General features: G+C 48.0%; 15 protein-coding genes and 1 pseudogene. 10 read left to right on the top strand and 6 right to left on the bottom strand.

All coding sequences use genetic code 11. The annotated features are described in order from the left end of the window. Window positions 1-2 precede the first annotated feature (2 nt). From HMPREF9999_RS02150 to HMPREF9999_RS10175, 4 genes are read left to right on the top strand one after another with little or no spacing between them, the layout of a single operon-like run. The gene (locus HMPREF9999_RS02150; protein ID WP_009436644.1) at window positions 3-1640 is read left to right on the top strand and encodes a class I SAM-dependent DNA methyltransferase; all 1638 of its coding nucleotides are present in this window, start codon (window positions 3-5) and stop codon (window positions 1638-1640) included. Between the two features lie 23 nt (window positions 1641-1663). Further along, the gene (locus tag HMPREF9999_RS02145) at window positions 1664-2803 is read left to right on the top strand and encodes a YhcG family protein (RefSeq protein ID WP_044062943.1); all 1140 of its coding nucleotides are present in this window, start codon (window positions 1664-1666) and stop codon (window positions 2801-2803) included. After that, window positions 2800-3582: an abortive infection family protein gene (locus HMPREF9999_RS02140; protein ID WP_009436642.1), complete on the top strand. Its 783-nt coding sequence runs from the start codon at window positions 2800-2802 to the stop codon at window positions 3580-3582. The genes HMPREF9999_RS02145 and HMPREF9999_RS02140 overlap by 4 nt, the downstream gene beginning before the upstream one ends. An 11-nt stretch (window positions 3583-3593) precedes the next feature. After that, window positions 3594-4211 (top strand): restriction endonuclease subunit S, encoded by a 618-nt coding sequence (locus tag HMPREF9999_RS10175; RefSeq protein ID WP_009436641.1) that lies wholly within the window; start codon window positions 3594-3596, stop codon window positions 4209-4211. 450 nt (window positions 4212-4661) lie between these two features. On the opposite strand, the pseudogene HMPREF9999_RS10890 reads toward HMPREF9999_RS10175, so the two are convergent. From HMPREF9999_RS10890 to ricT, 5 genes and pseudogenes are all read right to left on the bottom strand, one after another. Then, window positions 4662-4821, bottom strand: a pseudogene (locus HMPREF9999_RS10890) (restriction endonuclease subunit S); the annotation flags it as partial. Window positions 4822-5013: 192 nt separating this feature from the next. After that, entirely contained in the window at window positions 5014-8940 is a 3927-nt protein-coding gene (locus HMPREF9999_RS02130; RefSeq protein WP_009436639.1) for a glycoside hydrolase family 2 TIM barrel-domain containing protein, read from the bottom strand. Between the two features lie 120 nt (window positions 8941-9060). Beyond that, the gene (locus HMPREF9999_RS02125; RefSeq protein WP_044062941.1) at window positions 9061-9774 is read right to left on the bottom strand and encodes a porin family protein; all 714 of its coding nucleotides are present in this window, start codon (window positions 9772-9774) and stop codon (window positions 9061-9063) included. Between the two features lie 171 nt (window positions 9775-9945). Next, entirely contained in the window at window positions 9946-10461 is a 516-nt protein-coding gene (locus tag HMPREF9999_RS02120) for a gliding motility lipoprotein GldH (RefSeq protein ID WP_009436636.1), read from the bottom strand. Between the two features lie 3 nt (window positions 10462-10464). Continuing rightward, window positions 10465-11721 (bottom strand): stage 0 sporulation family protein, encoded by a 1257-nt coding sequence (ricT, locus tag HMPREF9999_RS02115; RefSeq protein ID WP_044062937.1) that lies wholly within the window; start codon window positions 11719-11721, stop codon window positions 10465-10467. A 487-nt stretch (window positions 11722-12208) separates the two neighbouring features. Between ricT and recA the strand changes: the two genes are divergently transcribed. From recA to asnA, 3 genes are all read left to right on the top strand, one after another. After that, window positions 12209-13294, top strand: a complete 1086-nt coding sequence (gene recA / locus HMPREF9999_RS02110) for a recombinase RecA (protein ID WP_009436634.1) — start codon at window positions 12209-12211, stop codon at window positions 13292-13294. 551 nt (window positions 13295-13845) lie between these two features. Continuing rightward, window positions 13846-14301 carry a Fur family transcriptional regulator gene (locus HMPREF9999_RS02105; protein WP_044062983.1) on the top strand — a complete coding sequence of 152 codons (456 nt, stop codon included), beginning with the start codon at window positions 13846-13848 and terminating at the stop codon, window positions 14299-14301. Between the two features lie 211 nt (window positions 14302-14512). Then, window positions 14513-15550 carry an aspartate--ammonia ligase gene (gene asnA, locus HMPREF9999_RS02100; RefSeq protein ID WP_009436632.1) on the top strand — a complete coding sequence of 346 codons (1038 nt, stop codon included), beginning with the start codon at window positions 14513-14515 and terminating at the stop codon, window positions 15548-15550. A gap of 185 nt (window positions 15551-15735) precedes the next feature. Here asnA and epsC read toward each other — a convergent pair whose 3' ends face one another. Next, on the bottom strand, window positions 15736-16596 hold the full coding sequence (gene epsC / locus HMPREF9999_RS02095) for a serine O-acetyltransferase EpsC (protein ID WP_009436630.1): 861 nt from the start codon (window positions 16594-16596) through the stop codon (window positions 15736-15738). Between the two features lie 176 nt (window positions 16597-16772). Between epsC and cysK the strand changes: the two genes are divergently transcribed. From cysK to HMPREF9999_RS02080, 3 genes are all read left to right on the top strand, one after another. Beyond that, on the top strand, window positions 16773-17705 hold the full coding sequence (gene cysK, locus HMPREF9999_RS02090) for a cysteine synthase A (RefSeq protein WP_044062982.1): 933 nt from the start codon (window positions 16773-16775) through the stop codon (window positions 17703-17705). Window positions 17706-18043: 338 nt separating this feature from the next. Continuing rightward, on the top strand, window positions 18044-19855 hold the full coding sequence (locus tag HMPREF9999_RS10885; RefSeq protein ID WP_410488776.1) for an N-acetylmuramoyl-L-alanine amidase: 1812 nt from the start codon (window positions 18044-18046) through the stop codon (window positions 19853-19855). After that, window positions 19842-20786 (top strand): MlaD family protein, encoded by a 945-nt coding sequence (locus HMPREF9999_RS02080; RefSeq protein WP_009436627.1) that lies wholly within the window; start codon window positions 19842-19844, stop codon window positions 20784-20786. The genes HMPREF9999_RS10885 and HMPREF9999_RS02080 overlap by 14 nt, the downstream gene beginning before the upstream one ends. Window positions 20787-20831: the final 45 nt, after the last annotated feature.

The following is a 20831-nucleotide window of genomic DNA, read 5'->3' as shown; positions in this document are numbered from 1 at the left end:
ATATGCCAATCAAAGAACAAACCCTCAAACTCATTGATGAACTCAAAGCCACCTGCACCAGTTATGGTATGGGCAACGATGGCAACGAATATAAAATCATCACGCAGGTGTTTCTCTACAAATTTCTCAACGACAAATTTGGTTTTGAGATCAAAAGGGCGTTTAGCGACATAGCCCCACGCATCAAAGAGGCTCCCAAATGGGAAGAGGCTTATGCTCAGCTCACTGATGAGGAAAGACTACTCTTACAAGGGGCACTCCCTGCTGAGGTGCCCACCTTAGAGCCTTATCACCTCATCGCTCATCTGTGGAATCAACAGGGGAAAGGGGATTTTGACACGATTTTCGACAACACCATGACGGACATCGCAGAAAAAAATGCCGATATTTTCTCTACGCAAACCACAGAGAACACCAAGATTCCACTCTTCGAACCACTGACCCACTATGTCACTGATGCCGCACAGCGCGCTCCTTTTGCTCGTGCACTAGTCGATAAGCTCGTCAACTTTTCTTTCGAATCTGCCTTCGAGCAGCACTACGACTTCTTTGCCTCGATTTTTGAATATCTCATCAAAGACTACAACACTGCAGGCGGAGGAAAATATGCCGAATACTACACTCCACACGCCATTGCCACCATCATGGCGCGCTTGCTGGTGGGCGACACCCCTGAGTTGCACAGCCAAGAATGCTACGACCCCTCAGCAGGCACAGGCACACTCCTCATGGCGCTGAGCCACCAAATCGGTGAGGAACGCTGCACCATCTTCTCACAAGACATTTCGCAGCGCTCCAACAAGATGCTCAAACTCAACCTCCTACTCAATGGTTTGGTCTCTTCTCTCGACTATGCCATCCAAGGCGACACCCTCACCTCGCCTTACCACAAAAGCGATGACAAACAAAGTCTTCGACAATTTGACTTTGTCGTCAGCAATCCACCTTTCAAATTCGACTTTTCAGGTACGCGTGAAAAGATTGCAGCGCAACCTGCGCGCTTCTGGGCGGGAGTGCCCAATGTGCCAGCCAAGAAGAAAGAAGCTATGGCCATCTACACTTGCTTCATTCAGCACGTGCTCAACTCGTTGAAATCTACAGGCAAAGGCGCCATCGTTGTACCTACGGGATTCATCACCTCCAAAAGTGGCATCGAAAAGAAAATTCTCTCTAAAATAGTGGACGAACGCTGGATTTATGGCTGCATCTCTATGCCTAGCAATGTATTTGCCACCACGGGCACCAATGTGTCTGTGCTCTTCTTCGACAAATCTGCTTCAACCGACAAGGTAATCCTCATCGATGCAAGCAAGTTGGGCGAGGAATACAAGGAGGGAAACAATCAGAAGAAGCGTCTCCGAGACTTCGAGGTGGAACAAATCGTGTCTACATTCCGCGAGCGCAAAGCTGTCGACGACTTCTCCGTGTGCGTAAGCTACGATGAGATAAAAGAAAAAGGCAATTCCCTCTCTGCCGGACAATATTTCGACATCAAAATCGAATATGTGGACATCACCGAGGAGGAATTCAATGCTCGTATGGCGAACTTCAAACAAACGCTATCTGAACAATTCGCAGAAAGTCATCGACTCGAAGAGGAAATCATGCACCAGCTTGATAGCTTGAAGTTTAACCAATAGGTTTAGTCATGGAGTAACATCATATATCACAGACCTATGAAATTGCGGCTGAAGCCATAAAAAGTGCAATCTTACAAGGACAGTATGAGGCAGCCAAAGGTGTTAATCGCATTCAGTTGGCAACCTATTTCAGTGTGGGCAAATATGTTTCGGCTAACACCCGACAAGGCGTTTGGGGAACTGGTGCATTGGAAGCTATAAGTACCCGATTGCGCCAATTACTGCCAGGACTGCGAGGATATTCCCCAGAAAGTCTTAAACTAATGCGTATCTTCTATGAAGAATGGAAAGAATTGGATGCTACATCTTGGGAAGCCGAAGAAGAAAAGGATAAATCGTTAATTGCGATTCACGATTTAGACAATTCCGAAGATTTCCAACTGCCAATTCGTGAATTGCAATTCACAAATTCGGCAGGTTTCCCAATAGACGATTTTTTCAGGGTTCCATTCACCCATCACTCACGTATTCTTGCCAAAGTTAAGTTGCTTGATGAACGTTTGTACTATATCCATCGCTGTGCCGAGGAGCACATGTCCGTAGAAACGCTGAAGAAGGCGATGGCTAATGATGACTACCACCATCAGTCCGACATCCCCAACAACTTTACAGCCACTATCAATAAAGGTGATTTGGCACGTAAGGCAGTTATGGCGTTCAAAGATGAGTATCTGCTGAACTTTATCAATATTGAGGAAATTGGAGAACGTGATGCCGCGGATATAGACGAGCGAGTGGTGGAACAGCAAATCGTTCACAATATCAAAAAGTTCATTATGACCTTTGGGCACGACTTTGCATTTGTAGGCAACCAATATCGGATGGAGATATATGGCGTGGAACATTTTCCCGATCTTGTTTTCTTCAATCGAGAGTTGAACGCCTTGGTCGTTATTGAACTGAAAACAGGTGAGTTCAAAACATCCTATCTTGGACAACTCAATGCCTATCTTGCCATTGCCGATGACAAAATACGGAAACCACACGAAAATCCAACCATAGGCATTGTGCTTTGCAGAAGTGCTAACAAGAACTACGCAGAGTATATGGTGCGCCAATATGACAAGCCTATGGGAGTGGCAACCTATAAGACCTCCTCAGAAATGCCTGAGAAACTGCGTAAAGCTCTGCCAAGTATTGATGAATTAAAGAAATTGCTATGATTGAAAGTATCTCTCCAAAATATCAAATGGATATTGTTCAAAAGATAAATGCCAGTTTATTTGAGCAATTCAAGAGTTATGAAGATGTTGAAGCGTATTTAAGCAAATGGCATAAAGAAGAACAGGAGTGGAATAATTTTTGGGAGAACTTCCAGTTTTATTATAAAGATGAGGCAAAAAAGAAAATAGATGCCACTAAGACACTCCATAATGTTGATGGCGGAACCTTACTGAAGATTGCAATTGATTTGGGGATAGAAACTCCTGATTATATCCCAAGCATACCAACTTTCAAAAATGAATTAAAGTCCAGTTATGAAACAGCAAGCCTAACCTTTGAAAAGGCATTTAGAGATGTAGAGACAGATCCAAGCCTTGCTGTCGGATTAGCAAATTCAGCCCTTGAAAGCATTATTAAGGAGATTCTAAAGGATTCAAGAATAAATGTAACATGGAGTAAAAACGAGACCTTGACAAAACTCATTGGGAATATCTGCAAAGCATTCGGATTGCAGAGTAATGGGGATCTCCCTAAAGAGATAAAGACCTTAGCCTGTTCTCTAATAAATGCAGGGAAAGCGATAGAGGGTTTACGTAGCGATAAGACAGAATTTCATGGAAAAACTGATGGAGATTTAATGATTAAAGATGCAGTATATGCTTACTTTGTCGTCAATGCAACAACCACTGTTGGTTTATTTCTTCTCAATTTCTATAAATCTAATTATCCACCAGTTAATAAGTCTGAGACGATTTCTGATGACGAACTTCCTTTTTAATCAAAACGGTAATGAGAAAATATAAACTTGGAGATTTAATAGAGGTAACAAGAGGAGCAAGCCTTAGTGGTGATTTCTATGCAACATCGGGCAAATACATTCGCCTGACCTGTGGGCACTTTGACTATCGCAACAACTGCTTTAAGCAGAATACCTCTAAGGACAATCTTTTTTATACAGGAGAGTTCAAGGAGGAACTTCTGCTTGAAAAGGGAGATTTGATAACTCCACTAACCGAACAAGCTATAGGTTTGCTCGGTTCTACCGCATGGATTCCTGAAAGCGGGAAATATATTCAAAGCCAGGATATAGCCAAAATTACCTGCAAAGAAGAACTCCTTGATAAAAGGTTTGCCTATTATCTCATATCTTCTGATATGGTGAAACGACAACTAAGTGCAGCCGCCCAACAAACAAAAATTAGGCATACCTCTCCTGATAAAATAAAAGATTGCACAGTATGGCTTCCTCCTTTGCCTGAACAAAAAAAGATAGGGCAACTCTTATCTGATATTGACCGTAAAATAGCCCTCAATCGTTCGATAAATCATAATTTAGTCGAGAACGCTCGACACCGATTTCTACCTGTCCATTCATCAGGAGAGGGAGAAGTTCGTCGCGCTGCTTAGTTAATGCTATATTGGCAAATATATTCTCTTTCTTTTCTATATACAAAGGTTTAACTTTTGCCGTAAAAGTGCTAATGACACTCTTGGAAGGAATTACAATTGGTAATTCTTTCAGGTATTTAAAATGCCTTGAATAGCCTGGGTTAGGTATCTGTAATGATGCAACGACCAAATAAAGATAGTATTGGCTCACCAAAGGAGATTTTGAGTATAAAATCTGTGTACCATCTGCGCCGCGCGCAAAAGGGAAGTCAAGTAGTTTGACTTTTGTAGAGTGGTCTCCGAATAGCACTGCGGGGTATCTGCTTAGTAAGTTATCGTTTTCGTTGGTAAAACCAACAATATAAGCATCTCCTTGGTCAACTATCGGATATTTTCCTATTGACAAATACTCTTTTGTTTCGTATCTTTTAGTTGTAGGATATTTGTCTAGAATATTCCCTATCGCATCTACACACCATCCTTCAGGAATCTCCCTTTTCAGCTTCTCATTCCACACCATTTTTCCACCGCTACTTTTGTAGGGCTTGCCGTTTTCGTCTGGAAAGTCGAACTGCACGAACCAATAGTCGTAGAGTTGCTTTGCCATCGCCTCTAAATTATGATTTAGCGGTATTATCCCAAAAAGTTTGCAAGTCCCGAAGGTCTTATTCTGGCACGAAAAAAGCAGTGAGATAGCTCTTCAAACGAAGACTATCTCACTGCTGGAATGTATTATATCTTAGACGTCAGATTTTCATCGTACGTAAGTTCCTAGGGAAAAACCTAGGCAGAGCGTTGTTTCTTCTGACATCGGACAAGATTAATGGAAGAACTTGAGCGTGGTACTCGTGCCATCTGTTTGCTGAAGATGGAGAAGATAGGTGCCTTCAGCCAAATCTGCTACCGAGAAGCGGAGATTGTTGCTGCCAGAAAGAGGAAGGCTTTGAAGTATCACCCCACCGAGGTTTACAAGCTGTGCTTGGTGGTAGGGCGTTAGATCACCTTTCACCACCACTGTGCTGCTGTCGGGCTGAGAGAGTTGGAGTGCTGCTGTCGAAGCCGACAAAGAGGGAGAGGAGATACCTGTGATGAGACCACCCAGAGGTGTGAAACGAAGGGTGTACTTCATGGGCATATCCTGCTTGAAGGCCTTATACTTGTCAAGCGTCTCAGCAGGTCCGCAACTTCCGCTACCGAGACCTTGCTGGAAGGCATCGAAGTGAGCAGTGTTGTAGACGGGCTTCTTGAGTTCCCACCAGTGTTCTACAGCCACAAGGTCGTGGTCGTCGTAGGGAAGGATGGAGAAGTCTACCTGACCTTGGGTTTCGACACGGAAACCATTGCCTTCATTGTCGGTGAGGTCAAGACGGCGGAGACTCATGCGGTTGCCGCAGGTTTGCGTGCGTGCATAGTTGACGATGTTGCTGTCTACGACTGTTTTGTAGCGACCAAAGAAGGAACCTTCTTGACGGTCTACATAGTTTTCCTGAGGCCCTTTAGCGGTGTAGTCGAGATTGTTGTATTTGCGATCGAAGCCCATAGACACGCCAAGACGGCGGAGCTTACCAGAGTTGTAAGAGAAGGAAGCATCGAGCAACACCGTGCCATCGGCATGGATGGTGTAGGTGAGGGGGTTGGGCACGTTACCTTCGTTCATCGCAGTGACAATCACCTTTTGACCATTCTGCTGGGTGGTCACCTCAGGCGCACTTCCGAAATTGAAGAGGTCGGGCACTTGATGACCTGAACCGAGCTCCTTGTAGGGCTTGCTGGTGTAGGGAGCTTCATTCTCAATCCAACGGAAGTTGTCGTACTTTGCACCCTTGCCAGGATAGAGGATGGGTTGTCCGTTATAGCTCCAAGCCACAAGTTCAGCCGTGTTCTCATCGAATGTCATTGACACACGGTCATTGCTCACGATGACTTGATTATTTTTGCGGTCTACTTTGAGACGCTTCACATCGCCTTTCACAGCAGGAAGAGCAGGAAGTGCCGTACGCTGTGCGAGTACAAATTGTTCGGCAGCTTGCACATAACCAGATTTTGCCCAGTCTTCATCGACTGTGGTGCGCATTTCCACGTTGAGATGATAATCGGCCTTGTTGTCGATGGCTGTCTTCAACGAGAGTGGGAAATGATGTGCACGTTGAGGGTCAAGTGCAGGAAGGTCTAGTGTGCCAGTCTCTACTGATTCACCATCGCGCAACACGCTATAATGGAGCGAGAAGCCCTGGAGAGTGCGGAATGCATAGCGATTGGTCACGCTAAGTTGCTTGGTCTTGTTATTATAACTGATACGAACGTACTGATACACCTTCTTCAACTCTGTGAGCTTGGGTGTCCATTCGCGTTCGGAGGTGATGACACCATTGTTCACGAAGTTTCCTTGGTGAGGGCCAGGATAGTCGTAACCGGTGGTGAGACGACGCTCACCTTTCTTGAGTAATTGTGGGTTGTAGATGCCTTGGTCTACCCAGTCCCAGATACATCCGCCGATACCTACAGAAGAACTTTCAAGAACATCCCAGTATTCGCGGAGATAGCCCATGCTATTACCCATGGCATGGTTGTATTCGCACATGAAGAAAGGCTGTCCAGCGGTGTTGCTGCCTTGCTTGTTGGCAGCTCTTCTGGTGAAATCAATGTCGGGATACATCTTACTGTTGATGTCAGTAAGCCCTGCGGTATGACGTCCGGCATTGGTGGCTCCTTCGTAGTGGATGGGACGTGCATCAAGAGCACGAGCCGCGTTGTAAGTGGCGATGAAGTTGTCGCCTGCACCACTTTCATTACCCAACGACCAGAAGACAATGCTGGGGTGGTTACGGTCGCGCAACACCATGCGCTCAGTGCGATCCACCATCATGGGCTTCCAGCTTGTGCGTCCAGAGATGACTTGGGTGTTGTAACCGCCATTAGCTCCATGGTCGTTCCAGTTTTTGTGGCATTCGATGTCGGCTTCGTCCATGATGTAAAGACCATAATAGTCGAACATGGCATACATCTTGGGCTGACGAGGATAGTGCGAGGTGCGCACGGTGTTCACATTGGCTTGCTTCATGAGGAAGATGTCGCGAAGCATGGTGGGAACGTCCATGGTGCGGCCCTTTTCGGGGTGAGTGTCTTGGGTGTTAACGCCCTTGAAGAAGACACGCTTGCCGTTGATGCGAACTAAGCCTTGCTTGATTTCAATGTGACGGAAGCCATATTTGGTATTGAACACCATCTCTTCATTGCCCTTTTCATCTTGTTGCGACACGAGGACATTGTAGAGATAGGGAGTTTCTGCCGTCCAAGGTTGGAGATTGGTCAAACCATCGAGGTTTACCTTCGCCATCACCTTCTCGGTAGCAGCTGTGTATTGCACCTCAGTGGTAGCGGTCTTCACCACCTTGTTGTCAGCATCGAGCAAGCTCACCTTGATTTGCTTCTTACCGCTAAGCTTATGACGGTTGTCGAGTTCCAGATTTACCTCCATCACACCAGCAGTGTAAGACTTAGAGGCTTCAAGCTGTGCGGTAATCACGTGATCTCGCACGAAAGTCTGAGGAGTGGCCACGAGATATACATCGCGGTGGAGACCACTCATGTGAAAAGCATCTTGGCCTTCGAGATAGGAAGCATCTGTCCAGCGGATGACTTGCACGGCGACTTGGTTTTCGCCAGCTTTCACAGCCTTGGTGATGTCAAATTCTGCATCATTGTTGCCGCCTTCGGTGTAGCCGATGTACTTACCATTGACCCATACGTAAGCACCACTATAGATGCCATCGAAATGGAGGAAGACATTTTTCTTGTCCCAGTTGGTGGGCAAGGTGAAGGTGCGGCGGTAGCTGCCCACAGGGTTGGGGTCTACCAGTCCTTTATACTCATTGCGGAGCTTGATGTAAGGTGGTTTGTCGGCGAAAATATAGTCTACATTGACGTATACGGGCTTATCGTAACCTTTCATCTCCCAGCAAGAGGGCACCTCGATGTTGTCCCACTTGGAGACGTCGAAGGTGGTCTTCACAAACGCGGTGTCGCGCTTGGCAGCATCGGGAGCATACTTAAACTTCCACATGCCGTTGAGCGAGAGAAATTGCCCTTGTTCAGGATCCAGCCAGGCTTTTTTGTAGCGTGCATCGGCTTGGAGCTGAGCGGTGGTGGCATAGGGGATGAAGGTGGCACGACCACGTTCCTTGTTGATGCCAAAAATCATTTCGTTTTCCCACTCTGCACGGTCAGGATATTGAATATCCTTGAGATTCACTTCCGTGAACTTGAAGAGGGAATTGTTATTTTTATTAGAATCGAGCAATACTTTACCATCTCTAGTAATCGAAAGATAGCGCGCTTCAAATTGGAAAGAGGCAGCACGAAGACGGAAGTTGGTGCCTTCTTCTTCGAGAATGAGTTGCTGGTTGGGATTGTTCACATCTAGCGACCATAAGAGAGGATTCTTTTTGGCTTGAATCGCGAGGTCCACAGCAAGATTCGACTCTGGATTGTAGAGTGCAAAAGCATCAGAGCCAGAGGCTTTGAGCTGCCAGAGTTGGTCGGGACTTCCCTTCTTGTAGGCTTCTCCCACAAGCGGACTGTCTTTTGCTCCAACACCTCCCGTAGAAAGTGTCATTCCATGGTGCACATTGGTGAGAGTGTAGTAACGCTCAGCTTCCAACTTGGCAGAAGCGGAAAGAGCACCACAACACCACAGCACTCCTATCGCAACGAGGGTGAGCAGAGATGAAAAGGTTTTGGTTTTCATGTAATCTATTAATGATATTGATGAGTATTTATCTAAGTTAGATTCCCTCAAATAAGGGACGATATCGTGAAAGGAAACTTCACAACTCGGAGAGAGTTTTCAATGAACGGCAAAAGATGGCTATTCAAAATAGAAAGTCAGCACCACCATTCCTGGGATAGCCTTTGAAAGACTTTGAGTAAAAACATGCTGCTCAGGCGCAGTGAGATCGGGACGATCGTGGCGTAGCACGTTGCCCAAGCCGAAATAGAATTTGAGTTCAGGGGTCAATTTGAAGAAAGGCAAATAGAAATCACAACCAAGCCCAATTTGTACGAAGGTTTGTAGCGGTTGTGTTCGGAGCATTTCGCCCTTTCCACTGGTCATGTCGTACATGGCGGAGAAGCCTCCCACAACATACGGACGATAATTATTGAAACGCGGTGCAGCAACCTTAAGATCTAAGGGTAGGCTTACAAAGGTGCTCTTCAAATCTTGCGAGCGAAGCTCACCACTCACTTGGTTTCTAAAAGCGATATGCTTAGAACCAAAGTGTAAACCTGGACTCACTCTCAGCGCAACCTGACGTGTGATGCGCCAGTCACCGAGCACTCCAACAGAAAAGCCAAAGTTTTGTCGATCATTCTCGGCCATCCATTGCGCACCAGTCTTTGGGTCTATAAAGCCATTGTTGATAAGCTTGAGACTCTGGTCGTGAAATCCTATGTGGAATCCATAATGCCACTTTCGCTCGTCGATAAACGGCTTATTTTGCACCACGCGCTGCTGCGCCATCGTCCCCAAACAAAGAACGAAGGTGGCTAGCAACATGAAAAATCTACGTACGTTGTGCATAAGATGGGCGTACTATATGGAAACAAGATATGAGCAACTGCCCTTTATTTCTAATTTCCTTGTTCACTATATCTATGGCTTTTCGAGCCACTTCACTAAGGATACACTAAGAAAAACGCTATTTTTCTTGACTTTACTTTTGCCGAAGATGCTAGAATAAGACGATCCTCCTCACTCCATCCGCAGACCGATAGACTCAAAACCAGGAAGGCTCTGCTGATTCATCAGATGGCGGATGACAACACGCCCTGTGGCGTGGGTGGGCAACGTGACTGTGCCCAATGAGAACTCAAAAGGATAGAGGGAAACACCTTTGGAGCGAATCATGCCATCGGGCTTATTGAAGACACACTCCATAGTGTCGATGCGATTGACCAACGTGCTGTCGCCTAAACGCCAGGTTTGATGCACGGCCATGGTCAATGAGGTGTAAGGATAAGCGTGCGACGACGATTTGCGCAGCGCGACACTCAACTGGCGAGTGCCTGAGGTGGGGAGAGAATCTACGACGAACTCAACAGAATCACGGTATTCCCAACCTGCGACACGCAACGACTGGTAGCGCAAATAGCCATTGTCTGTGGTGCAACTCACAAGGTGCATCACTCCCACGAGCAAAACTGCAGACACCATAGCAAGAAAGCCATGGCTTCTTATTGCAGCTTGATGAAATCGTGCCCAATTCATAAACTATTCCTTTGCTGGATTGTTTCCGCTTTTGGGAGTATTATCCTTTTGTCTCGGCTCTCGCTGACGATTCTCTCGAGGCCTACGCGACTCATCACGACCATTACCTTGCGCTTCACGGCCGTTTCTTCCCTGTTCGTCACGATTGCGTGGGACGCGCTCCTTATCCTTTGATTGGGGTTTGCGCTTTTTCTTCTTACGAAGCTTATCGAAGCGAGTTAAATCGTCTTGTTCCGCTAGATCCACAGGCTTTTTCGGTGCTGGACGTTCTTCATTATCCAGTGCTTCAGGCTTTTCGCCAGCTTTGTTTTGTGCAATGATTTCCCAAGCTCTCTCAGCACTGATGGTCACCAAATTGACTGCCATGCGCTTATCCATGGAGTAGGTGATGCGGCCGCTCAAGATGTCGGTCTTGAAATGGAAATAAGTGGCATCGAGAGTTTCGAGAGGAACGCTGCGATCAGGGAGCACTTGGTGCGCCTCTTGGTAGACGTCTAGTTCATAGTTCAGGCAGCACTTGAGTTTGCCGCACTGTCCTGCCAGTTTCTGAGGATTGGGCGAGAGATCTTGCTGACGGGCAGCCCCAGTAGAGACGGTTTGAAAATCTTTGCGCCAAGTGGAGCAACACAATTCTCGACCACAAGGGCCGATTCCACCGATGCGAGCCGCCTCTTGTCGGGCCCCAATCTGGCGCATCTCAATGCGCACGTGGAAAGTGTCGGCCAAAACGCGAATCAACTTGCGAAAGTCGATGCGTTGATCAGCGATATAATAGAAAATCGCCTTGTTGCAATCACCTTGATATTCCACATCACCAATCTTCATGTCCAATTCGAGTTCTTTGGCAATCTGACGGCTTTGGATCATTGTGGCGTTTTCGCGACCGCGCGCCTCATCCCATTTGTCAATATCTGCGGGACGCGCTTTACGGTAGATGCGTTTGAGTTCGGTGCCAGGCTTGAGTTGTGCCTTTTTCATTTGAAGAGGCACCAGACTTCCCGTAAGGGTCACCGTGCCAATGTCATGTCCAGGCGAGGCTTCCACAGCCACGATGTCGCCTTTTGCGAGATCTAGCTGATTATCATTGAGAAAATAGCCTTTGCGAGTATTTTTGAACTGCACCTCTACGAGGTTCGACACTTGGTTGTTGCCCGGCACGTCACTGAAATAGTCGAACGTATTGAGCTGATGCTTGGAGCATCCACAACCGCAAGCTGAGAATCCTCTGAGAGCAGGGTCGGAGATGGTGGTATCGTGCATGTCTATATGTAGGGATGGCCACGATGGCCGTAGAAAAAAAGGAGAGCGGGAGATGGTTATACAAAGGTGCATAAACACCCTTTGGCCTGGATAATTATCACTCTGAGCAGGATGCTCAAAGAGTCTATCAAGACTAATCATTTTCTTTGCCTCATCCATAGAGGCACATTGACATTCTCCTGCTACCGCAAAGGTAACTTTTTTTGAGCAATCTGCCAAGGAAGTGCATAGAAATTAGGGATATGCACGAAGACATTGCAATGACGAAAAGAATTATCCCCCCCTTCATCCCCTAATTATGGGTTTTCACTACTATTTATTGTATTTCCTAGAACTATCTTCGAGCATCAGTGTCACCCCACTCTTTAACGTTCGCGCCTCACCTTTGTCATATACTGTCAAATACTCCGCATATCTTTGCAGCATCATTGGCTAACTATTCATTGAAAAGGCTATTTCGGAAAAGACAATCACTAACATTTCTACCATGACTAAACAAGAAACTCCCACATCTATAGCAAAAACCTGCCCTCGCATCAAGGCTCTGCAAGCTGCCATGCGACAAATTGAGAAAGACTTCGGCCGAGGCTCTGTAATGTTTCTCGGACAGCAGCCCACCGAGCCGATAGAAGTGATTCCCACAGGCTCCATGGCACTCAATGCAGCCTTAGGCATTGGCGGTTACCCCCGAGGACGCATCGTAGAAATCTATGGTGGCGAGGCTTCGGGCAAGACCACGCTCGCCCTCCATGCCATAGCCGAGGTGCAACGCATGGGCGGCACGGCACTATTTGTCGATGCGGAACACGCTTTCGACCCTCGCTATGCTGCCCAACTGGGCATAGACGTCAAGGCTCTCCTCGTGGCGCAACCCGACTGTGGCGAAGATGCACTCGACATCACCGACACCCTCATCCGCTCCTCAGCCATTGACCTCGTGGTGGTGGACTCTGTGGCAGCCCTCACCCCGAAAGCTGAGCTAGAAGGGGAGATGGGCGACAACAAACTCGGATTGCAAGCGCGACTAATGAGCCAAGCACTCCGAAAAATCACGGCTTCGCTAGCCAAAACACGCACCACCTGCATTTTCATCAACCAACTGCGTGAGAAAATCAATGTCCCCTTTGGCAATCCCGAGGTGACCACAGGCGGACATGCCCTCAAATTCTACGCTTCGCTCCGACTCGATGTGCGGCGATTCAGTAACATCAAGAAAGATGGGCGCGACATCGGAGCAATGACTCGCGTGAAAGTGGTGAAAAACAAGATGGCTCCTCCATTTCGCTCTTGCGAGTTTGAACTTATCTTCGGGCGGGGCATCTCGCACTTGGGCGAACTGCTCCATCTCGGGCTTACACTCAAAGTCATCTACAAGACGGGGGCATGGTATAGCCTTGATAATCGCCACATCGCCATGGGGCGTGAAGCGTTCTTACAAGCTCTTGCTGACAACTCCGACTTACGGCACGACATCGAAGCACGCATCATCGAACAACTCGCACAATCCGACACGGCGGAAGAATTTGATTGGGCATTTCTCGACAAGCCCTGCAATAACTCCTCACCTTTTTAGACGACAACTTGCACAAACGCACACCTTCTTAGCACTTCATACCAACCTCGTGTTGGCCTTTTATCTATCTAAAACACTTTATTCTTTATTGAAAACTCCGATAAGGCACACTGCTTTATCGGGGTTTCTTTTGTGATTTTAAGCACAAATGCCATACCGCTCCTACCTTCGCATGCACATCAAGCCTCACCTTTGAAAAGGGCTACGCGAAACACGATTGCAAATGCTCCCTTATCCATCACCCCATCCCTATTTTCCTCTCGCCCATCCACTATTAACCTCTTGCATCGGGCATCTTTCTCACTTCACAATGCGGAGTATCGAAAGCCCAAGGCGAAGAAATGGAAGAAAAAGTCGGAGATATTCAAAAAGTTCTCGGAGAACTTTTGAAAAAACTCCGAGAGTTTTTAGAAAATCTCCGAGTTTTTTTCTCATCCCTCACATCTCCTCTTCTGCCCTTTCGGAGATTGCAAACAATCTCATACCAAAATTCGTATAGAACTCAGGGAAGAGGCACGCAGGGAAAGGAGAAAATCGTTATCTTTGCAGTTATGAACAACCCACTACTCGCCAGTATTGTAGAAGAGAAGCTTGCTCGCCGTGACATCCGCGCCACCTCGAGCCGCATACTCGTGCTTCGTGCCCTCATGACCACGGAGAGTGCACTTGCGCTCTCCGACCTCGAAGCCATTCTCCCCACACTCGACAAGAGCACTCTCTTTCGCACCCTCACCACCTTTGCGGCGCATCACTTGGTACATGTGGTGGAAGATGGGAGTGGATTGGCTAAATACGCTCTATGCTCCGACGATTGCCACTGTGGAGAAGACGACAATGACGAGTTGGCCGACCTTCACACCCATTTCTATTGCGAGCGATGCCAGCGCACCTTCTGTCTTCGTGGGGTGCCCGTGCCTATACCAGCACTGCCAGAGGGATTTTCAGTCCGCACTGTCGGCTTTGTGGTCAAAGGCATTTGCGACAAATGCAGTGGTGCGCAACCATAAACAAGAAAGCTATTTCGCACAAAATGCTAGTTTTTCACACCTCACAAAAGAAAAACGCAACCAAAACCGCCAGAAAAACGCTTTTTCGCTTTTAAGACTCCAAATAAAAATGTACTTTTGTGGACGTTAAAATGAAAAATGGTCATCTGTTTGGCTTAATTTCTAGTGATTTGTAAAACATCTCTCTCATTTTCTTGAGAAAACCTTACTTATGAGTTATCTTCTCCCCCTCAACAATTATCGTCCGCTCCTAGACATGAGCGAAACGGAACAAGGCATCAAGGTCATTAAAGAGTTTTTTGCCGACAACCTCTCCACCGCGCTGCGCTTGCGCCGCGTCACCGCTCCGCTGTTTGTGCTGCGCGGTCTGGGCATCAACGACGATTTGAGTGGAACGGAGCGTGCCGTTAACTTTCCTATCAAGGATTTGGACGATGCTCGTGCGGAGGTGGTGCACTCACTAGCCAAATGGAAGCGATTGACACTGAGCGAATATCAAATCCCTGAGGGATATGGCATCTACACTGACATGAATGCCATCCGAGCGGACGAGGAACTGGGCAATCTCCACAGCCTTTATGTCGATCAGTGGGACTGGGAACGCGTGATTTCCCCAGAAAATCGCACAGTAGACTTCTTGAAACAAATCGTTCGTTCGATTTATGCAGCCATGCAACGCACCGAATATCTGGTGTGTGAGCGTTTTCCACAGCTCACTCCGCAATTGCCAGCAGAGATTTCCTTCATTCATGCTGAAACCTTGCGCCAACGCTATCCTAACATGAGTGCTAAGGAGCGCGAAGATGCTATTACGCGCGAGCTTGGCGCAGTATTTATCATTGGCATCGGAGGAAAACTCGGCGATGGCGCACCACACGACATGCGCGCTCCAGACTATGATGATTACTCTACACTTTCCGATGAGGGACTTCCCGGACTCAATGGCGACCTCTTGGTGTGGAACGAAGTGTTAGGCCGTTCGCTGGAACTTTCGTCCATGGGGATTCGTGTGGACAAGGAGGCTCTGGAACGCCAACTCAAAGAAAGCGGTCACGAAGACCGCCGTTCGCTCTATTTCCACCAACGACTACTCGACGGCACCCTACCTCTCAGTGTGGGAGGTGGCATAGGACAGAGCCGACTCTGCATGTACTATCTGCAAAAAGCACACATCGGAGAAATACAAGCCTCGATTTGGCCAGAAGAGATGCGACAATCCTGCAAAGAGATGGGTGTACCTTTGATTTAAAGTCCCTGGCTTTCTAAAAGCCTAGCCACATTAGATCTTAGAAAAAGGGCTGGCGCAATGAAATTCTTTCGAGAACTTCATTGCGCCAGCCTATTTTTTGTATCGCACTATTCGATGTTTCTATTGAGAACATCCAGCAGGGAGAATGATAGGCTCCAATCTTTCCTTCATGGCAAAGCAAGTTGCTAGATGCCGCTTCCGTCTTCAAAGGTAGTGCCGAGGGTGGTTTTGCTCTGCAACATGCGACTGTGTGGAGGCATGGCTTGGGTGCACCACACGTTACCGCCAATGATGCTGTCATGACCGATGGTGATGCGCCCCAGCACGGTGGCATTGCTGTAGATGACTACATTGTCTTCGATGATGGGATGACGTGGTACATTCATCAGCGAACCGTCTTCTGCCTTGCGAAAACTACGCGCACCGAGGGTGACTCCTTGGTAGAGGCGCACGTTGCGCCCGATGATGCATGTTTCACCAATCACCACACCTGTGCCGTGATCTATGGCAAAGGCTTCACCAATCTGCGCACCAGGGTGAATGTCGATGCCTGTCTGTGCATGCGCCAATTCGCTGATGATGCGTGGCAAAATGGGAACTTTGGCACGGAGCAAGGCGTGAGCCATGCGATAATGCAGGATGGCTTTAACCGAAGGATAGCACAAGATGACCTCAGAAAAGGTTGTAGACGAGGGGTCTCCATCGTAAATGGCTTCGACATCTAGCCCTATGAGGCGGCGCAACTCGGGGATGCACTCCATAAAGGCCGTGGTAATCTGTCGCGAACAGCAATCTTCTCCCGCCACCAAAAGAGCTTGTCGCACCTGTTCGAGGAGAATGCGCGAGAGCTTCGACAGACACTCCACCGTGGGGCGCGAAGTGAAATAACCAGGAAACACCAAGTCGCGCAACAACGACACCGCTTCTTCGAGTTGAGCTGGCACGATGCCGTCAGCTTCTCCCAAAGGGATATGGGGATCGGGCTTTGCAAGAGCCACGGTGAGCTGAGCGATTTGGTCGGGATTGAGGAGAGGCTGTAGGGTCATGGGAAGAAAATGCAAAAACACACCTATTTTATAAGGGGTGCATCCTAGATGTTTGCTTATAAACTTGTAAATTTGCGGTGAAGAATGGCCGCATTACTGCAAAGTTACGCATAATTTCGCAGATGTTTTGGTTTGCTTCGCTTAAAATAACCGCCCTTATGCTTAACACAAAGCCTATGTCAAAGATAGCATCTTCTGCACTCTCTCTCGTGGGACACACTCCCCTCGTAGAAACTCAACGTGTGGCTGCCGAACTGCAGCTGAAAGCTCGTGTATTGGTCAAACTAGAATCCTTTAATCCTGCTGGCTCGGTGAAAGATCGCACCGCACTGGCCATGGTGGAAGCCGCAGAACTCGAGGGAAAACTCTCTCCTGGCTCCACTATTGTCGAAGCCACGAGCGGAAACACAGGAGTTGGACTCGCCTTTGTATCAGCCATCAAGGGATACAAAGCCATCATCGTGATGCCCGAAACCATGAGCATCGAACGCCGTCGCCTAGTGGCAGCCTTCGGGGCTGAGGTGGTGCTCACCGCGGGGGCTGAAGGTATGAAAGGTGCCTTGGCTAAGGCAGAGGAGATATGTCAAAACACTGCAGGAGCAGTGATGCTAGGACAGTTTGTCAATCCCGCTAATCCTCAGAAGCATTTTGACACTACTGGAGTAGAAATAGCCCACGACACTGAAGGAACTGTGGACGTGTTGGTAGCAGGAGTAGGCACTGGCGGCACATTGAGTGGAGCAGGTGCCTACTTGAAAACCCAAAATTCCGCCATTCGCATTGTGGCAGTAGAACCCACAGACTCCCCAGTGCTCAGCGGAGGACAAGCAGGACCACACAAGATTCAAGGCATTGGTGCAGGCTTTGTTCCCGAGACTTACAATGCCTCTGTGGTGGACGAAGTGATGCAAGTCACCAATGAAGAGGCCTACGAAGCCGCTCGTTTGCTTGGACGAAAAGAAGGTTTGCTCTGCGGTGTATCCTCGGGGGCAGCCTTTCATGCGGCTATTACTTTGGCTCAAAAGCCAGAGTATGAAGGAGAAACTATCGTTGCCATCCTTCCCGACACGGGAGAACGCTATCTTTCCACCCCTTTGTTTGGAGAATAGCCCTAAGCTCACAGAGCCTTGTTGAGTAGCTCAACATCGCGTGCTCCCTTCTTTGATGGCAAACAACACTGCTAGTGAGTCTGCTTGTCGTTCGATTAAAAACAATTCATCTTAATATAAAAACAATTCTTCTTAATATAGGCTCCGCTATCCCCCACTTCTCTAAGTAGAAGTGGGGCTATTTTGATGGCCGCAGGTGAGTTTTACACCTAAACCACGGCTGGAATGTACAAAATATCCGATATACGCAAGAGTATTCTCTTCAAAATGAAGTCTATTCTCCCGAAAATGATTAACTTTGCCTAGCAACATCATTTCATGCGATGCGACATACCATTATGATTTCTCGAAACCATTGGGCACGACTCGTCTGGATGCTCATGCTACTCTTCGCAGTGGCATGGGGCAGTGGTGCGTGCTTTTCGGCCAGCGCAGCTCCAAAACGCCCCTTTGTCCTTGTGATTGATGCGGGACACGGTGGCAAAGATGCTGGTGCTGTGGGACAACTCACCAAAGAAAAAGACATCAATCTCAATGTGGCTCTTGAACTGGGCCGTCTAGTTGAGAAGAATTGTCCAGATGTCAAGGTGATCTACACTCGAAAGACCGATGTCTTTGTCACGCTCCAAGGACGTGCGGAGATAGCCAACCGCAATAAAGCCGATCTCTTCATATCTGTACACACCAACTCTTCGCCTGCTGGCAAAGCAGCTCCTATGGGTGCAGAAACCTACACCTTGGGTATGCACCGCGCGGCGGACAATCTTGAGGTGGCTAAGCGAGAAAATAGTGTCATCACGCAAGAAAGCAACTATAAGCAGACTTATCACAACTTTGACCCTCGGAAGTCGGAGAGCTATATCATCTTTGAATTTTTGCAAGATCGCAATATGCAGCAAAGTGTAGACCTTGCTCGCGCGATCCAACGCCATTACACTTCCTCTGGTCGCCGCAATAAAGGCGTGCATCAAGCAGGGTTCCTCGTGCTTCGTGCCACTTCTATGCCCTCGGTGCTCACCGAATTGGGATTTATCTCCAACGCTGAAGAAGAGAAATTCCTACATTCACGGCATGGTGTAGAGAGTTTGGCACGCGCCATCTTTGATGGTTTTAAGGCATATCGCCAAAAGCATTATGCGCAAGATGTGTTTTCACCAGAAATCTCCCATGACGAGAGTGAAGCACAACCCTTAGTAGCTGAGAATCCTCCTACAACAGCACCTATGTCTCCGCTCGAAGTTGTGCGCAACTCCGTGACCGCTCCTCAACCTGTGGATGTGTCTACACTCAAAGCCGAGATAGTGCCTGTGCCCACGCGCCCTTTTGGCCAACCGGCAGCTCCAGTAGAGAAGTCGCATGGAGAAACGACGAAGGTCATTTCTTTGCCCGAACTTCCGCCTGCAGTTGCCGCTTCTAGTTCTCCTGTTCTGGCCACACCCCCTAGCCAAGACTCGATGGTGCCTGTGCTGCCCGTTAGCACTCCTGTCTCACAAAAAGTAGAGACGGTGCCACCAATGATGTCCAGCACCACCACTAGTGCTGCGCAAGAATCCCAGATTCTGCCACAAGAAGTGGCAAAGGCAGAAATGAAAGTGGCTCAAACAGAGCTAAGTCCAGCCAAGACAGTGTTGAAAGAAGCTACAACAGACCCCAAAACTGCTAAGACTGTGGCCTCAAATGACAAGGTTTCGCCCCAAGACACCAAGGTTGTCGGCTATGATGTCAAGGCGGCTAAGCAAGAAGTCAAAGCTGTCAAACAAGACTCCAAAGTAACAAAGCAAGAAACTAAGGTTGTAGCTAAGGAAAATAAGGAGACTCAGCGTAAGGAAAACAAGACTTCTCAGAAGTCCCCTGAGCAAACGCTCAGCAATCGCCCGATTTTTAAGCTCCAGCTCTTCACGATTGATCGTGCCCTCCGCAGTGACGACCGTCATTTCAAGGGTCTCTCTCCCGTGGAATACTATGAAGAAGGCGGCCGCTACAAATACACCTATGGCGCAACGGCCAATTATGAAGAGGCTAAACGCCTGCAAAAAGAAATTGCAGACCGATTTCCGGATGCTTTCGTGGTAGCCTTCCTCAACAATCAACGCACAGAACTCGCCGAAGCCATCAAGCTATCGAAGCTTATGCCAAATGGCAAAAACTAAACTCCCCAACATGTTCAAGATTACTCGCGAAATCAAAATCGCACTCACCGCTATTGCTGCGGGCATCTTGCTTTTTGTAGGTATCAATTTCCTCAAAGGCATCAACATTTTTGAGTCGAGCAACTCCTATTATGTCAAGTTTAAGGACATCAAAGGGCTTACTGTGTCCAATGCAGTCTATGCTAATGGTTATCCTGTGGGCATTGTGCGCGACATCAACTATAATTATAGTGACAACAATGGCGTTGTCGTACGCATCGAATTGGACAAAGAGATGAGTGTGCCCAAGGGCACAACTGCAGAACTCGAATTGGCACTTATGGGCGGTGTGACGATGAACCTCATCCTTGGTGCTAATCCTAGCGCAATTATGGCACCTTTCGACACCCTCTCTGGTGGACTACACCAAGGAGCCACAGAGCAAGTGCGCGAGATGCTCCCGCAAGTGCAACAGATGCTGCCTAAGATTGATAGCATCCTCACCAATATCAACCGACTCACTGCCTCGGCCGAACTCCAGCAAACACTGGCCAATACAGCAGAAATCACGGAGCGTCTCAAAACCACTTCCGCACGTCTGGACGGCCTCATGGCCAAAGATGTCCCCTTGATGGTGGCACATCTCAACCGCACTGCGGGCAATGCAGCCACATTGAGTGGTAATTTGGCAAAAATAGATGTGGAAGGCACGATGCAAAATGTCAATGGTACGCTCCATGATGTGCGCCAAATGACTGGACAACTCAACTCTGTCATGACCGATGTGCAGCAGAAACTCAACTCCAAAGACAACAACCTTGGAGCGTTTCTCCATGACCGCACCCTCTACGACCACCTTAATCGCACGGTTGTCAATGCAGACTCACTCTTATATGACGTGAGAAAGTCGCCCAAACGCTACATTCACTTCTCCATCTTCGGACGTAAGTAATCTCACTCTAGGTTGCGCCCATGCACTTCCTCATGAAGGCTGAGC

It is taken from the genome of Alloprevotella sp. oral taxon 473 str. F0040, assembly GCF_000318095.2.
Classification (GTDB): domain Bacteria; phylum Bacteroidota; class Bacteroidia; order Bacteroidales; family Bacteroidaceae; genus Alloprevotella.
This window is presented reverse-complemented; position numbering and strand designations above follow the sequence as displayed.

Excerpts from the sequence above, each read along its gene's own strand:
- HMPREF9999_RS02140 (WP_009436642.1), top strand. The coding sequence starts at position 2,800 with ATGATTGAAAGTATCTCTCCAAAATATCAAATGGATATTGTTCAAAAG.
- HMPREF9999_RS02150 (WP_009436644.1), top strand. The coding sequence starts at position 3 with ATGCCAATCAAAGAACAAACCCTCAAACTCATTGATGAACTCAAAGCC.
- HMPREF9999_RS02105 (WP_044062983.1), top strand. The coding sequence starts at position 13,846 with ATGAACAACCCACTACTCGCCAGTATTGTAGAAGAGAAGCTTGCTCGC.
- HMPREF9999_RS02130 (WP_009436639.1), bottom strand. The coding sequence starts at position 8,940 with ATGAAAACCAAAACCTTTTCATCTCTGCTCACCCTCGTTGCGATAGGA.
- recA (WP_009436634.1), top strand. The coding sequence starts at position 12,209 with ATGACTAAACAAGAAACTCCCACATCTATAGCAAAAACCTGCCCTCGC.
- cysK (WP_044062982.1), top strand. The coding sequence starts at position 16,773 with ATGTCAAAGATAGCATCTTCTGCACTCTCTCTCGTGGGACACACTCCC.
- ricT (WP_044062937.1), bottom strand. The coding sequence starts at position 11,721 with ATGCACGATACCACCATCTCCGACCCTGCTCTCAGAGGATTCTCAGCT.
- asnA (WP_009436632.1), top strand. The coding sequence starts at position 14,513 with ATGAGTTATCTTCTCCCCCTCAACAATTATCGTCCGCTCCTAGACATG.
- HMPREF9999_RS02120 (WP_009436636.1), bottom strand. The coding sequence starts at position 10,461 with ATGAATTGGGCACGATTTCATCAAGCTGCAATAAGAAGCCATGGCTTT.
- epsC (WP_009436630.1), bottom strand. The coding sequence starts at position 16,596 with ATGACCCTACAGCCTCTCCTCAATCCCGACCAAATCGCTCAGCTCACC.
- HMPREF9999_RS10885 (WP_410488776.1), top strand. The coding sequence starts at position 18,044 with ATGATTTCTCGAAACCATTGGGCACGACTCGTCTGGATGCTCATGCTA.
- HMPREF9999_RS02125 (WP_044062941.1), bottom strand. The coding sequence starts at position 9,774 with ATGCACAACGTACGTAGATTTTTCATGTTGCTAGCCACCTTCGTTCTT.
- HMPREF9999_RS10175 (WP_009436641.1), top strand. The coding sequence starts at position 3,594 with ATGAGAAAATATAAACTTGGAGATTTAATAGAGGTAACAAGAGGAGCA.
- HMPREF9999_RS02080 (WP_009436627.1), top strand. The coding sequence starts at position 19,842 with ATGGCAAAAACTAAACTCCCCAACATGTTCAAGATTACTCGCGAAATC.